General features: G+C 71.7%; 15 protein-coding genes and 1 pseudogene. 9 read left to right on the top strand and 7 right to left on the bottom strand.

Annotation, left to right across the window (positions count from 1 at the left end):
- Positions 1-376: pseudogene (locus ACF08M_RS32705) on the top strand (LysR family transcriptional regulator); the annotation flags it as partial.
- 357 nt (positions 377-733) lie between these two features.
- On the opposite strand, the gene ACF08M_RS32710 reads toward ACF08M_RS32705, so the two are convergent.
- Entirely contained in the window at positions 734-1,345 is a 612-nt protein-coding gene (locus tag ACF08M_RS32710) for a TetR/AcrR family transcriptional regulator (RefSeq protein WP_392188880.1), read from the bottom strand.
- Positions 1,346-1,432: 87 nt separating this feature from the next.
- On the opposite strand from ACF08M_RS32710, the gene ACF08M_RS32715 reads away from it, so the two are divergent.
- Entirely contained in the window at positions 1,433-1,858 is a 426-nt protein-coding gene (locus ACF08M_RS32715) for a nuclear transport factor 2 family protein (protein ID WP_392188881.1), read from the top strand.
- On the top strand, positions 1,855-2,694 hold the full coding sequence (locus tag ACF08M_RS32720) for an NAD(P)H-binding protein (protein ID WP_392188882.1): 840 nt from the start codon (positions 1,855-1,857) through the stop codon (positions 2,692-2,694). Before ACF08M_RS32715 ends, ACF08M_RS32720 begins: the two co-directional genes overlap by 4 nt.
- A gap of 37 nt (positions 2,695-2,731) precedes the next feature.
- Here the strand turns inward: ACF08M_RS32720 and ACF08M_RS32725 are convergent, their stop codons facing one another.
- Positions 2,732-4,228, bottom strand: a complete 1,497-nt coding sequence (locus ACF08M_RS32725; RefSeq protein WP_392188883.1) for a PLP-dependent aminotransferase family protein — start codon at positions 4,226-4,228, stop codon at positions 2,732-2,734.
- 137 nt (positions 4,229-4,365) lie between these two features.
- Here ACF08M_RS32725 and ACF08M_RS32730 point away from each other — a divergent pair, with 137 nt between their 5' ends.
- The 3 genes from ACF08M_RS32730 (at position 4,366) to ACF08M_RS32740 (ending at position 6,522) form a co-directional block, all read left to right on the top strand.
- A complete protein-coding gene (locus ACF08M_RS32730) occupies positions 4,366-4,941 on the top strand; it encodes a universal stress protein (RefSeq protein ID WP_392188884.1) in 576 nt (191 codons plus the stop codon).
- Positions 4,942-5,201: 260 nt separating this feature from the next.
- Positions 5,202-5,942 (top strand): GNAT family N-acetyltransferase, encoded by a 741-nt coding sequence (locus tag ACF08M_RS32735; RefSeq protein WP_392188885.1) that lies wholly within the window; start codon positions 5,202-5,204, stop codon positions 5,940-5,942.
- A 190-nt stretch (positions 5,943-6,132) separates the two neighbouring features.
- On the top strand, positions 6,133-6,522 hold the full coding sequence (locus tag ACF08M_RS32740) for a hypothetical protein (RefSeq protein WP_392188886.1): 390 nt from the start codon (positions 6,133-6,135) through the stop codon (positions 6,520-6,522).
- Between the two features lie 23 nt (positions 6,523-6,545).
- On the opposite strand, the gene ACF08M_RS32745 is transcribed toward ACF08M_RS32740, so the two are convergent.
- Positions 6,546-7,280 carry an isocitrate lyase/phosphoenolpyruvate mutase family protein gene (locus ACF08M_RS32745; RefSeq protein ID WP_392188887.1) on the bottom strand — a complete coding sequence of 245 codons (735 nt, stop codon included), beginning with the start codon at positions 7,278-7,280 and terminating at the stop codon, positions 6,546-6,548.
- A gap of 85 nt (positions 7,281-7,365) precedes the next feature.
- Positions 7,366-7,881 carry a carboxymuconolactone decarboxylase family protein gene (locus ACF08M_RS32750; RefSeq protein ID WP_392188888.1) on the bottom strand — a complete coding sequence of 172 codons (516 nt, stop codon included), beginning with the start codon at positions 7,879-7,881 and terminating at the stop codon, positions 7,366-7,368.
- 47 nt (positions 7,882-7,928) lie between these two features.
- On the opposite strand from ACF08M_RS32750, the gene ACF08M_RS32755 reads away from it, so the two are divergent.
- A complete protein-coding gene (locus ACF08M_RS32755) occupies positions 7,929-9,332 on the top strand; it encodes a PLP-dependent aminotransferase family protein (RefSeq protein WP_392188889.1) in 1,404 nt (467 codons plus the stop codon).
- A gap of 30 nt (positions 9,333-9,362) precedes the next feature.
- Here ACF08M_RS32755 and ACF08M_RS32760 read toward each other — a convergent pair whose 3' ends face one another.
- Positions 9,363-10,817 carry a PLP-dependent aminotransferase family protein gene (locus ACF08M_RS32760; protein WP_392188890.1) on the bottom strand — a complete coding sequence of 485 codons (1,455 nt, stop codon included), beginning with the start codon at positions 10,815-10,817 and terminating at the stop codon, positions 9,363-9,365.
- Positions 10,818-10,880: 63 nt separating this feature from the next.
- On the opposite strand from ACF08M_RS32760, the gene ACF08M_RS32765 reads away from it, so the two are divergent.
- Entirely contained in the window at positions 10,881-12,071 is a 1,191-nt protein-coding gene (locus ACF08M_RS32765) for a trans-sulfuration enzyme family protein (protein WP_392188891.1), read from the top strand.
- Between the two features lie 32 nt (positions 12,072-12,103).
- Here ACF08M_RS32765 and ACF08M_RS32770 read toward each other — a convergent pair whose 3' ends face one another.
- Both ACF08M_RS32770 and ACF08M_RS32775 read right to left on the bottom strand, forming a co-directional pair.
- Positions 12,104-12,445, bottom strand: a complete 342-nt coding sequence (locus ACF08M_RS32770; RefSeq protein WP_392188937.1) for a winged helix-turn-helix transcriptional regulator — start codon at positions 12,443-12,445, stop codon at positions 12,104-12,106.
- A gap of 76 nt (positions 12,446-12,521) precedes the next feature.
- Positions 12,522-13,361: a hypothetical protein gene (locus ACF08M_RS32775; RefSeq protein ID WP_392188938.1), complete on the bottom strand. Its 840-nt coding sequence runs from the start codon at positions 13,359-13,361 to the stop codon at positions 12,522-12,524.
- Positions 13,362-13,666: 305 nt separating this feature from the next.
- Between ACF08M_RS32775 and ACF08M_RS32780 the strand changes: the two genes are divergently transcribed.
- Positions 13,667-13,942, top strand: coding sequence for a hypothetical protein (locus tag ACF08M_RS32780; RefSeq protein ID WP_392188892.1), 276 nt, complete (start codon positions 13,667-13,669; stop codon positions 13,940-13,942).
- Positions 13,943-13,945 lie beyond the last annotated feature (3 nt).

Consider the following 13,945-nt stretch of genomic DNA (forward strand, 5'->3'; position numbering starts at 1 on the left):
CCCGGCGCGGCTCGCTGCCGCCGAACACGTATCGGTCAGCCGACGAGGCCGGTTCACCGGCCCTCTCGACACCGCCCTGGCCGAGCGGAACCTCCGCCGGCGCGTCACCGCCGTCCTCCCCAGCCACCTGACGGCGATGACCCTCGCGGCCCGCAGCGACGTCGTCTGCCTCGTCCCCGCCGCACTTCCCGGCGACCCCGAATCGCCTCTGACCCGCACCGCCACCGCTCTCGGCCTGCGCCTCCTCGACATTCCCCTGCCGCTACCGCCCCTGACCATCGGCATGGCCTGGCACCCCCGCAACGCAGCCGACGGAGCCCATCAATGGCTCCGCACCGCTGTCCGCCGCACGCTCCGCGCGCCCAGCGCCACTTGACGTGATCTCAGAGGTGCGGCATCGGCTGACAGCGGCCGGTGGCAGGGGCGACGGGCGTTGCACGGACCGAGACCGGGATCAGCACTACGACGAGTGAACGATCAGACGGTAGCTCGTCTCACCGCGCTGTCCCTTGGGCCGGACAAAGGCCACGGTCAGGGTCCTGAGTGTCCGTCACAGCCCCGACTCCTCGCACAACACAAGTCTCAGAAGGGGGTCCGGCCCACGTTTATGTGAGAACGGGTTCTGAGAACCGATCGAAGATCAACGGCGGCCCAGCGGCCTTTTATTGATCTCGCTCGGGCAAAGGGTCGTTTGCGAGAGGCCCCGCTGATCAAGGACTCGCCCGATCCTCGATCACTCCTCGGCGGTCAACCCTTGCGGTGAGCCGGAGGCCAGGACGCTGGTGACGAAGTTCGCCAACTGTCGCCGCATGCTTTCCCGTGGGATGCGCTCTTCTCCGGCCAGGTGCTCGACGAGGTCGGCTCGTGTGGCGGCAAGCAGGGCGTGGGCGGTGAAGTCGCTGTCGGTCAGGCCGGGGATCTGCTCCAGTACGGCTCGGAGCAGGCTGTGCCACCGCTCGTAGTGCTCCGCCCGGTACGGGCTGCCACTCCCGCCTTCCTCCAGGGCCAGCGCGAGGCGCCGGTTGTCGAGTTTGAAGCACAGGACGGCATCGAGCAGGGCGGGTACGCGATCCCGCGGTGGGGTCGCGGGCCCCAGGGGTGGTGGGCCGGTCTCGACGGCCTGCCTGATCGGTTCGAGCCGTGCCTCGTACAGCGCGCGGAGCAGCCCGGCGCGATCGCCGAAGGCCCGGAAGAGCGTGCCCTTGCCGACGCCGGCCGCAGCCGCGACGTCGGCCATGGTGACGTCCTCGGGACTCTCGCGGCGGGTGAAGAGGGCATCGGCGGCCGCGAGCACGGCCTCCCGGTTGCGGATGGCGTCCTTGCGAGACGACTGGCGTTCGGGCATGCCGCTCCTTCCATTTGCAAAACGGACCCGTGGTCCATATCGTTGAAGCGGACTCAGGGTCCGGATTCTATGAGTTGGAGGATACCCATGTCCGCACCGACCTCCCCGGCGGATCTGTACCGCCACAGCCTGCGACTGCTGCTCGACAAGGACATACCCGCGTGGGTCGCCCTGTGGGCCGAGGACGGCCTCATGGAGTTCCCCTTCGCCCCCGACGGCTGGCCCCGGCGGCTGGAGGGCAAGGAGGCCATCGCCGCCTACATGCGCCACTACCCCGACCACATCGACCTGCACGACTTCCCCGACCTGCGGATCCACCAGACCGCCGACCCGCAGACCATCGTGGTCGAGATGCGCGGCGTCGGCCGCTTGGTGGAGAGCGACGCTCCCTTCGACATGACCTACATCGCCGTCGTGACCGTTCGAGACGGACACATCACCTCCTACCGCGACTACTGGAACCCCCTCGCCGTCCAGGAGCCCGGCGCCGACTTCACCGGGAGCAGCCGATGACCACCACCGGCACCACACTGGTCATCGGCGCCACCGGCACCACCGGAAGCCGCACCGCCGCACAGCTGACGGCCGCGGGTCACCGCGTCAAAGCCGCCAGCCGCCGGGCCACCCCGGTCGCCGGCACCGAGCCGGTCCCCTTCGACTGGTACGGCCCCGCCACCCACGCGGCCGCCCTCGACGGCGTCGACCGCGTCTACCTCATACCGCCCCTGGGTGACTCCGACCCCGCGGCGACCATGCTGCCGTTCCTCCATCAGGCCCGCGCCGCCGGCGTGCACCGCGCGGTGCTGCTGAGCTCCTCGGCCATCCCCGAGGGCGGCCCGGCGGTGGGAACCGTGCACCAAGCCCTGCCCGATCTCTTCGAACAGTGGGCGGTACTGCGGCCCTCGTGGTTCATGCAGAACTTCACCGGCACGCACGCGCACGCTCGCAGCATCCACGAAGAGGGCATCATCTGGACCGCCACTGGAAGCGGCCGGGTCGGCTTCGTCGACGCCGAGGACATCGCGGCCGTCGCCGTCTGCGCTCTGACCGACGAGCAAGCCCCCAACACCGATCTCCTCCTCACCGGACCCGAGCCACTCGGCTACGACGACATCGCCGCGATCATCACCGAGGTCACCGGCCGGCCCGTGGTCCACCTCCGTCTGTCCTACGAGCAGATGCGCGATCGCCTCACGAAGCAGGTGCCGGTGGAGTTCGCCGCAATGCTGGCCGACATGGACCGTGCCATCGCCGAAGGCACGGAGGACCGCATCACCGACACCGTCCAGCGCCTCACCGGTCGGCCCCCGCGCACCTTCCGGGCCCTCCTTGAGAGGGAGATGCGATGAGGCCGGAAGCCTTCTGGGAGCTGCTGGGCGCCGAGTTTTAGCCACGTCCCTCGAAGCCGGACTTCCTGATCAGGTGCGCGAGTTGTTGCACACCCGGTACGAACGATGACTCGGGGGTGTTGCCGTATCCCAGGACGAGCCCGTTGTGGGCGGAGTCCGCGAGCAGCGAGGAGCGGGACAGGGGCCAGGGGGCCATCCGGTGCCGCCGGGCGGCCCGGGCCACGCGCTGATCCGGGAAGTCCGCCGGCAGCCGGACCGTCAGGTGCATGCCGCTGTCGCCGCCGGTCAGGGTGTGCGGCACGTCGAGGTGTTCGGCCAGCGCCGCCCTGAGCGCGTCCCGGCGGCTGCGGTACAGGCGGCGCATGCGTGCGAGGTGCCTGCTGTACTGGCCGCTCTCCATGAAGTGCGCCAGGGCCAGCTGCTCGCAGCGGTGCCCGCCGCGCAGCATCTCGTCCACGACCGGTGCCGCCTGGTTGACCAGTGCCTCGGGCAGCACGAGGAATCCCAGGCGCAGCGAGGGGAACAGCGTCTTGCTGAAGGTGCCCACGTAGAACACGGGTGCGTTCGGCGTCATGCCCTGCATGCAGGCCAGGAGTTCTCCGCTGTGGCGGAATTCGCTGTCGTAGTCGTCCTCCATGATCCAGGCACCGTGGTCGCGGCACTTCTCGATCAGGTCGAGGCGTCGGGAGGCCGTGAGGACCGAACCCGTCGGGTACTGGTGCGCGGGGGTGGTGTAGATGAGGCGCGGTGGGCGGTCCCTCCAGTCGGCCGCGGAGATACGCAGGCCCTCCGCGTCGACCGGCAGGGGGAGGACGTCCAGGTCGCCGGAGGCCAGAGCGGTCTGTGCGCCGCGGTAGCCGGGGTCCTCGATCCAGGCGGTGTCTCCCGGGTCGGTGACCAGCCGGACGCACAGCGAGAGCGCCTCCTGCGCTCCCTCCGTGATGACGACCTGCTCCGGGGCGCAGCGCACGCCGCGGGCCAGCGCGAGGTGGCGCAGGACCGCGGTTCTCAGCGCCGGCTCCCCCTGGGGCGGGCCGTAGCCCAGCAGACCCGTTCCGCCCTGCTGGAGCGTCCGGTCGAGGGAGCGTCGCCAGGCCGCCAGCGGGAACTGGGCCAGGGCGGGCACCCCCGGCGTGAAGGCGAGGGAGTCGACGCCTCCCAGGAGGGGCTTGCGGATCCGGGCGCTGCGCTGCGACAACGTGGGTGGGGCGGGGGCGTGGTGGGCGTGGCTGTCGGGCTCCGGTCGGGCCAGCGCGGCGACCCGCGTTCCTTGTCTGCTGAGCACGATGTAGCCCTCGGTGCCCAGCACGTCGTAGACGAGCGTCACGGTGTTGCGGGAGATCCCGAGCCCTCTGGCGAGGGTGCGCGAGCCCGGCAGGCGGCTGCCGGCGGGCAGCCGGCCGTCGAGGACGGCGGTGCGGATGCGGTGCAGGAGCTGTTTCTGCAGGGACTCCCCGTCGCGGGCTCGGGACAGCGGTTCCTGCTGGAGGAAGTCGAGTTGAGGCCTCAGGGCCTCGCTGCTGGAGGTCGACACAGCTCCGTCTCCCCTCGTACGACGCCCGCCTCCCCAGGGCCGACCTTGTGGACCCATGGAATGGCCCCATCGTGGACCTCGTTGGGGGTCCACGCCAAGCCTAACCTGGCAGGGGCGACACGCACAGGGAGAAGAGAATGTCTGCACGTCTGCACGACTCCGTGAACGGTGGTCAGTCCTCAACCCTTCGCCGCACCAGCCGGGTGGTGGTCGGTGTTTCCGGTTCGCCCGGCAGCCTGGCCGCGCTGACCCGGGCCGTTCAGGAGGCCCGGCACCGCGGACACCTGCTCGTGCCGGTGAGCGCCTGGACCCCGAGGGGCGGTGAGGCGGCAGCACGGCGCGCACCCTCGCCGGGGCTCGACGCGCAGACGGAGCGTGCCGCCGAGGAGCGCCTGAAGCGCGCCATTGCCTCCGCACTCGGGGGCATGCCCGAGGACGTACCGGTCGCGCCGACTGTGGTACGCGGCTCGGTCGCCGACGTTCTTGTCTCCCTCGCCGCCCATCCCGGCGACCTTCTCGTCCTCGGCGGCGGCCCGCGCCATCCGCTGGTCAGGCTGCTGCGGGGTGGGATACGCCGCCAGGTGACAGCCCGGGCGCAGGCCCCCGTCCTGCTGGTCCCGGAGCCGACCGTGCCGCGCGGGACACGCCGCCGGCTGCGGGACCTGACCGCCGACGACTTCCGTCGTAGGGCAGCCAGCGGCTTGGCCGGCTAGCTGTATTGACCCGCAGGTGTGCCGCGAGTCCGGTGCGCCGCGCCGGCTTCAGTCCAGTCCGGGTGCGCCTGAACCGGGCCAGTGCGTCCGAGAGTTCGACGATCGTGCAGTCGAGCGGTCCGGAGCTTCCACTGCCCGTGCACCCTGCCCCCTCGCGGACAGAACGGGAGTGGACCTATGGAATGAGTCCATTGTGGACCTTACCGGGGGTCCACTCGTTGCCTAGCCTGGCAGCAACCGACACGAAGCGGGGGAAGAGAATGTCCGCACGTCTGAATGAATACGGCCAGCCCATCGGCCACCCGCTGCCCGACTGGACGGTCCGTCCGGCGCCCGCCCGGGTCACCCTCGACGGCCGCTTCTGCCGGGTGGAACCGCTGGACGCGGACCGGCACACCGACGACCTGTACTCCGCCTACGCACGCGCGGCGGACGGCAGGGACTGGACATACATGATGGCCGGTCCGTTCGGGAGCCGGGACGACTACCGCGGCTACGTGGTGACGGTGACGCAGGCGGACGACCCTCTGCACTACGCGGTCATCGACCTGCGCAGCGGCAAGGCAGTGGGCACCCTCTCCCTGATGCGCCAAGACCCGTCCAACGGCGTCGTCGAGGTGGGAAACGTGGCGTTCTCGCCCCTGCTCAAGCAGACCCCGATCTCGACGGAAGCACAGTTCCTGCTGATGTCCTACGTCTTCGACGAGCTCGGCTACCGGCGCTACGAGTGGAAGTGCGACAGCCTCAACGAGCCCTCGCGCAGGGCGGCACAGCGGCTCGGTTTCACCTTCGAGGGGATCTTCCGCCAAGCCGTGGTCTACAAGGGCCGCAGCCGGGACACCGCCTGGTACTCCGTCATCGACTCCGAGTGGCCCCAGGTCGGCAAGGCGCTGCGGGAGTGGCTTTCGCCGGACAACTTCGATGCGGACGGCCGGCAGAAGCAGCCCCTGTCCGCTGTACGCGCCTGCGATGCGAACCCCGAGGCGGAGCGGGCGCTCTGAGGTTCGACACCGGATGCCGCAGGCGCTCGGCGCATCCACGCGAGTCCGAGGACGTTCTCTGCCAACACCCCGACCTGCAAGACGTGGCGGTCCTCGGTATCCCGCGCGAAACGCTCGGCGACGAGGTGGCCGCCGGCGTGATGCTCCGACGGGGCGCCGAGCAAGACCCGGCGCCGCCGTCGGCCTGCTCGTGGTCGCCGCTGCCGCCCGCGTCCTCGGCGAATCCAAAAGTCCGCGCGGCGGCCCGCCCGATCCGCCCGGTGCCCTGGCGCTGGGAGCGGCGCTCGCCACCTTGCTCAGCGCGCTGACGCCGGGGCTGGATGGCTGGTTGCGCGCACCGGTGGTCTCGTTGGCCGTAGCGGCGGTGGTGCCGGCCGCGGTGTTCGCGCGGATCGAGCGGCGCAGCACGACCCCGGTGATCGGCCTGTCGCTCCTGCGTCGCCCCCTGTTCCTCGCGTCGATCGCCGGCGCGCTGTTCACCGGTCTCGGCGCGATCGGCTTGATCCGCTCCCGCAACGTGGTGCGGGCCGTGCCGGTGCCGGAGCGGACCCCGGCGGCCTTCGGCGGCAGACCGGCGTGACCGTGCGGCCCCGGGCGGACCGCTCACGCCTTGCGCAGTTCGTCGGCGATCCCGCGCACGGCCGCCATGGCCCGGCGCTGCAGGCCGGGGCCGAACGTGATCCGGGTGGCGCCCAGCAGCCCCAGCTCGTGCGGGCCCGGCCCGTCGGGCCGGGCGAGCGCGTTGAGCGGGCCCGGAACGGCCGCGGCCAGCCGGGGCAGGGCCTCGGGCGGGGCCGCGATCGGATAGACGCAGTCCGCGCCCGCCGCCACGTACAGCAGGGCCCGGCGGACGGTCTCCGCCTCCTGGCCGGTGCCGTCGGGGACACCGCGCACGTACGTGTCGACGCGGGCGTTGACGAAGAGCCGGTCCCCGGCCGCGCCCCGCACCTCAGCCAGCCGGTCCGCCTGCCGCCGGGCGTCGACGAGGGCGCCGTCGGACGAGTCCTCCAGGTTGCAGCCGACGGCGCCGGTCTCCAGGAGGCGCTCCACCAGTTCCCCGGCCGCCAGGCCGTACCCCGCCTCGATGTCCGCCGTCACCGGGACGGTGTCCGGAACGGCGCGCACGATCCGGGCCACGGCGGCGAACATCTCGTCGGCGGGCGTCGCGCCGTCCTCGTAACCGAGGGAGGCCGCCACCCCGGCGCTGGGCGTGGCGAGTGCCGGGAACCCCGCCTCGACGAAGACGCGCGCGCTCGCCGCGTCCCACGGGCCGGGGAGGACCAGCGGGTCGCCGGGCGTGCGGTCGTGGTGCAGGGCGCGGAGAACGGATGCGGTCATGGCGGGACTCCCGGGGTGGGGCGGTCGGGGAACGGGCGCCGGACGGCCGGGCCCACCGGGTGTCCGGGCCGGGCCGGCGGTCCGGTCAGTGCTTGATGTCGCCCGGCCGGTAGTGGCCGGGGACCATGCGGGTGGTCACGGCGAACCGGTTCCAGGCGTTGATCGTCGTGATCGCGGCGATGAGGTGGGCGAGCTCGGTCTCGTCGAAGTGCTTGGCGGCGTTCTCCCACACCTCGTCCGGCACGAAACCGTCCGTCAGTACGGTCACCGCCTCGGTCAGCTCGATGGCCGCGATCTCCTTGGGCGTGTAGAAGTGCTGCGACTCCTCCCATGCGCTGAGCTGGATGATCCGCTCGATCGACTCGCCGGCCGCGAGCGCGTCCTTGGTGTGCATGTCGAGACAGAACGCGCAGTGGTTGAGCTGCGAGGCGCGGATCTTCACCAGCTCCCCGATGACCGGGTCGACTCCCTGGCGGGAGGCCGCGTCCAGCCGGACCATGGCCTTGTAGACATCGGGGGCCAGCTCGGCCCAGTGCTGCATACGAGGGGTGTGCTCGGGGTTGAGTTCGGAGGTCGGGTGGCTGTGCTCGTTCGTCGTCATGGGTACGACGTTACGGCGTGGGTGGCACAGCGGTATGGTCCAATTCCATGATGGATTCCTGGGCCACTTTCGGCGCCGACCTGCATCTGGAGATGACGGGCTCGGCGGGGCTGCGGACCGGGCTCATGGACGCCCTGCGCGAGGCCGTGCGGACCGGCCGGCTGACCCCTGGTACCCGGCTGCCGTCCTCCCGCGGTCTCGCCGCCGACCTCGGCATCGCCCGGAACACCGTCGCCGACGCCTACGCGGAGCTGGTCGCCGAGGGATGGCTCACCGCCCGGCAGGGCTCCGGTACCCGGGTGGCGCAGCGGGCCGAGCCGCGCCGGGCGGCCACCAGGGCGGCGCGGTCCCGGCCGGCACGGCCCCGGCCCGCCCACAACCTGATGCCCGGATCGCCGGACCTCTCCACCTTCCCCCGGGCCGACTGGCTCAAGGCGGCCCGGCGCGCCGTGACCGACGCCCCCAACGACGCCTTCGGGTACGGGGATCCCCGCGGCCGCGCCGAACTGCGCACCGTGCTCGCCGACTATCTGGCCCGCGCCCGCGGGGTGCACGCGGACCCGGAACGGATCGTGATCTGCGCCGGGTTCGTGCAGGCCCTGAAACTGATGGGGGAGGTGCTGCGCCGGCGGCGGGTCCGGGAGGTGGCCGTCGAGTCGTACGGACTGGACATCCACTGGAAGCTGCTCACGGACGCCGGTCTGCGCATGCCCTGTCTGCCGGTGGACGGGCTCGGGGCCCGGACCGGCGAACTGGCCGGGACGCGCGGGGTGGGAGCGGTCCTGCTGACCCCCGCGCACCAGTTCCCGACGGGCGTGCCGCTCCACGCCGACCGGCGGGCGGCGGCGGTCGACTGGGCACGCGGCACGGGCGGGCTGATTCTGGAGGACGACTACGACGGGGAGTTCCGCTACGACCGGCAGCCGGTCGGCGCACTCCAGGGACTCGACCCGGAACGCGTCGTCCACCTGGGGACGACGAGCAAGTCCCTGGCGCCGGGGCTGCGGCTGGGGTGGATGGTGCTGCCGGAGAGCCTGGTGGAGGAGGTGACCGAGGCGAAGGGGCTGAGCGACTGGTCGTCGAGTGCGCTGGACCAGCTGACGCTCACGGAGTTCATCGCGTCGGGCGCGTACGACCGCCATGTGCGGGCGATGCGGCTGCGCTACCGCCGCCGTCGTGATCAACTCGTCGCGGTACTCGCGGAACGCGCCCCCGGCGTCCGGGTCAGCGGTATCGCCGCCGGTCTGCACGCCGTGCTCGAACTCCCGGAGGGCGGCGAGGCGGCCGCGCTCCGGGCGGCGGCATGGCAGGGGCTCGCGCTGGACGGGCTCTCGCGCTTCCGGCACCCGCAGGCGCCGCCGGGGCGCGACGCACTGGTCATCGGCTACGGGACACCGACCGACAGCGCCTGGGCGGGCGCGCTGGAGGCCCTCTGCCGGGTGCTCTCCTGAGGCCGGGAACGCGAAAGCCCCGGGTACGGATCACTGGACCGCCGTGGCGTCAACGGGCAGCAAACGGCCGAGCTGACCACGTAGCGCTCCTCGGCCGTGGCCGGACTCGTACGCGGCCCACGCTTCGGCGAGCCGGTCGACCGCGATCCGCAGGGTCGCGGGTTCGTTCACGAAGGACAGGCGGAGGTGATCGGTGAAGCCGCGGTCGGGCGAGGTTCGGGCGCCGGGGAGTACCTGAACCCCGTACCCGAGTGCGAGCTGGGCGAAGGTCTCTCCGTCGCCGTACGGGAGCCGCACCCACAGGAAGGGGCCGCCGGACGGGCGGGTCCACGACCAGGCCGGCAGCCGTGACCGCAAGAGTTCGCTCAACAGGTCGAGCCGTGCGGTCAGTTGCCCCCGCCGTGCCGTGGCCATCTCCTCGGACAGTGGCAGGAGGCGGGAGGCCAGTTGCTGGCCGACGTGTGAGGACCCGAGGTCCGCCACGACCTTCAGGCGGGCGAGCCTGGTCATCAGCGCGCCGGGCGCCCGCAGCCAGCCGATCCGCAGGCCGGGCCGGAACAGCTTGCTCAGGGATCCGACGGTGATACCGGAAGCGGCGGTCGGCAGGGGGTGCCAGCGCCCTTCGAAGACCAGGTCGGCGAGGGTCGTGTCGTCGACGACCGGGACACCGGCGCGCTCGGCGAGCCGGGCGATGTCGGTGCGGCGCTGGGTGCTCATGACCGTACCCGTCGGGTTCTGGCAGGTCGTCATCACGTACAGCAGCGAGACGGGGTGGCGGGCGAGCGTCTCGCGCAGCGGACGTACCTTGATGCCCTCGGCGTCGATGGGCAGCGCGAGGAGCCTCGCCCCTGCGGCGTGGGCGGCGTCGAGTGCGCCGGCGTAGCTGGGGTTCTCGGTGACGATGATGCCGCCGTTGCGGCCGAACAGCGTGAAGAGCAGGCTGATCGCCTGCTGCGCTCCGCTGGTGACGAGCACTTCGTCGGCCGTGGTCGGCAAGCCGAGCCGGGTGTGGCGGGCGGCGATCCGGGCCCGCAGGGAGGGAAGGCCGAGCGGCTGGTAGCCGAAGTCGGCGGTCAGCTCGTACAGGTCGGTGGTGTCCGCTGTCGGGCGGGGTACCGCTTCGGGGCCGACGACGACGGATCCGGACAGGTCCACCACACCGGCGGCCGGCTCGCCCGTCAGTTTGGCCGACGGCATCGTCGCGGCGGGGACCGGGGGGCCGATCCAGCGGCCGGAGGCGACGACCCGGGTGCCGCTGCCGCGCGCGCTCTCCAGCAGACCCTCCTCACGCAGCAGCCGGTAGGCGCCGATCACGGTGGTCCGGCTGATGCCCAGCGACCGTGCGAGGTCGCGCTCGGAGGGCAGCTTGGAACCGGCGCCGAACTCACCCCGGCGCACGGCGCCACGAAGGCCCTCGGCCAGTCGTCGGTAGAGCGGGCCGGACGAGCCACTGATGAGGCCGGCTGACAGGGGTGAGGCATCCATGCAGTCCAATGTTGCCCTGATTGGATATCGGAAACAATGCCAATCGGCCTGCATGCTCGCGCCATGGACTCTTTCCTGGCCCTTGAGACTCTTCTTGCGCACGCCGATTCCGATCCCGAAGATCTGAGCGTCGCGCCCTCCATCCACCAGGGGGTGAACTATTCGGCCGCCACGGCGGAGGACTTCGACGCACTCAACGAGCAGTCCCGGCCCCCGCACTACTACCGGCGCTACGGCAACCCGACGCAGGCCCGGCTGGAGCGTGTCGTCGCGGCCGCGGAGGGTGCCGAGGCGGCCCTGGCCACGGCGTCCGGCATGGGGGCGATCACCACGGCCATGGTCGCCCTGCTGTCCCAGGGCGACCATGTCGTCGCCCAGCACAGCATGTACGGCGGCACGCTGAGTCTGCTGCGGGATGTCGCACCCCGCTTCGGCGTCGAGGTGACCTTCGTGGACCAGACGGACACCGACGCCTTCGCCCGGGCCCTCACGCCGGACACCAGGCTGATCATGCTGGAGACGCCCAGCAATCCGCTGCTCCGGCTGACCGATGTGAACGCGGTCACCGCGCTGGCCCGCGCCCGCGGCATCCTCACCTTCGCCGACAACACCGTGGCGACCCCCTTCAACCAGAGGCCGCTGGAGCAGGGTGTGGACCTCGTCATGCACAGCGTCACCAAGGCCATATCGGGGCACGCGGATGTGCAGGCCGGGATCGTGCTCGGGAGCGGCGAGCTGATCGAACGGCTCTGGAAGGCGCACACCATGGTGGGTTCGGTGATCAGCCCGTTCGACGCCTGGCTCGCGCTGCGCGGCCTGCGGACACTGTCGTTGCGGGCGGAGCGGCAGAATCGGTGTGCGCAGGCCGTCGCGGAGTTCCTGGCCGGTCACCCCGCGGTACGGGCGGTGAATTACCCAGGGCTCCCCGGTCATCCCCAGCACGACCTCGCCGAGCGGCAGATGAGGGGTTTCGGCGGGCTGCTGAGCTTCGAGCTCCGCGGTGGCCGGCCGGTGGCCGAGCAGCTCATCTCGGCCCTGCGCCTTCCGGTGCGTTCCCCCAGCCTGGGCGGCACCCGCTCGACGCTGGTGCGGCCCGCCGCGATGTGGTCGAACGAACTGACCGAGGAGGAGCTCGCCGAGGCCGGAGTCCCGGCCGGCCTGATCCGGTTCGCGGTCGGCCTCGAACACGAAGCGGATCTGATCGCCGATCTCGGTCAGGGGTTCGCCTCACTGGTCCCGGAGAGCGCCGGCTGACGGCGGATCCGGGCGTCCAAGGCGCCGAATGATCACGTGCCCGTCGGTGACGGTGCGTCGGGGGCGTCCGCCCCGGAGTGCTGGGGGACGCCCCCGATGCGGATTGCGCGGGTGGTGTCGGCCGGGACGGGCCGGCTGCAGGCGTCGCAGACGGTGCGCGGATGGAGGACCGCGCCGCAGTCGTGCCGGAACACCGTCGGGGGTTCTCCCTCGGTCACGTAGCGGTCGCCCCATTCCTTGAGGGCGAGCAGGACCGGGTGCAGCGCGAATCCGGCCTCGGTCAGCGTGTACTCGTAGCGCGGCGGGTGGGCCTGGTAGAGCTCCTTGGTCAGGACGCCGTGCTCCACGAGCTTCTTCAGCCGGGAGGTGAGGATGTCCCGTGCCCGCCTGCCCGTCCGGCGCGGCTCGCGCCGGGCGCGGACGGTGCGGGCGCGGACGGTGCGGGCGGGCTCAGACCGGTTCGGGGGTGTCCTGTGACGCCTCGCCGAACCGGGCCAGGGCCAGCGCGCCCGCCACCGCCACCACGAAGCCGGCGACCGCCAGCCAGCCGAGGCCCTCGCGGGTGCGGTCGCCGAGCCAGATGACGCCGACGAGCGCCGGGCCGATCGTCTCGCCGAGCACCATGCCGGCCGTCGCCGTCGTCACCGAACCGCGTTGCAGCGCCGAGGTGAGCAACAGGAACGCCGAACCGCCGCCCAGCAACAGCGCGTACACGGCGGGGTTGGTGAGCAGCGCCGACGGGGACAGATCGTCGATCAGCCGGACGGTCACCTCCACCACCCCGAAACCGCACCCCGCGCCGAGCCCGAGCACGAGCGCCCGCACCTGCTCCGGGAGGCGCCCGGACACCGAGCCGATCAGCAGGATGCCGAGGGCGATCCCCAGCATCCACCAGGGCAGGGCCGCCGGACCGGTGCCGTGGCCCTCGCCGCCGGAGGCGAGGGCCAGCATGCCCAGGCCCGCGCAGACGATGCCGACCGCCGTCCATTCGACCCCGCTCAGCCGCACCTTGAGCAGCCGCGCGGCGACCACCGCCGTCACCGCGAGGCTGGCGGCCAGGGCGGCGCCCACCGCGTAGATCGGCAGGGACCGCAGGGCGATGATCTGGAGGACGAAACCGCAGCCGTCGAGGGCCAGCCCCGCGAGATAACGCCACTGGCGCAGGGCGCGCAGCAGCAGCGCCGGATCGACTCCCACGTCCGACCCCGGCCGGGCGGCGGCCCGCGAGGCGACGGCCTGGAGGACGGAGGCCGTACCGAAGCAGACGGCGGCGCCGAGCGCGCAGATCATCCCAAAGAACACATAAGGACTTTACTTGCGGACGTCCGGTGCATCCGCTTCCCGTCGTGATCGGCAGCCCTTTAGCCCGACCGGCAAATGGGGGGCGGCGTCGCGGGGGCCGGGCACGCACATCTGCGGCGTTGTCGTCAGTCAACAACGCTCCGCGTTGCCTCCCTCCTCCGCCTTGCAGTTGCACGCACCCGGCCCCGCTCCTTCTCCCACCCCCCCATTTGCCGGTCGGTCATAATCTGACGAGTGGCCACATTGGCTTGATTCGTATGACGCTTGATTCGTATGACGGGGGAGACGGAAACATGGCCATACGCAGACTGAGGTCGAGCACGGTGGTGCTCGGTGGCATGGGGGTGCTCGCGGCGATGATCACCTCCTGCGGTTCGGAACCGGACAAACGGTGCGTCGACCCGGTCACCCGGGACAAGCTGCCGAGCTACGAGTGCAAGAACGGCAGCGGCAAGGGGTCGTACTACTACGGCGGCAGCAGCGAGAACGGCAAGGTGCAGGGCGGCAGCTTCGACAAGTCCGCCGTCGACCGCGGCGGCTTCGGCTGCTCGGGCACCGGCGGCGGCTGACCC

This window comes from Streptomyces sp. NPDC015032, from assembly GCF_043080425.1.
Lineage (GTDB): Bacteria > Actinomycetota > Actinomycetes > Streptomycetales > Streptomycetaceae > Streptomyces.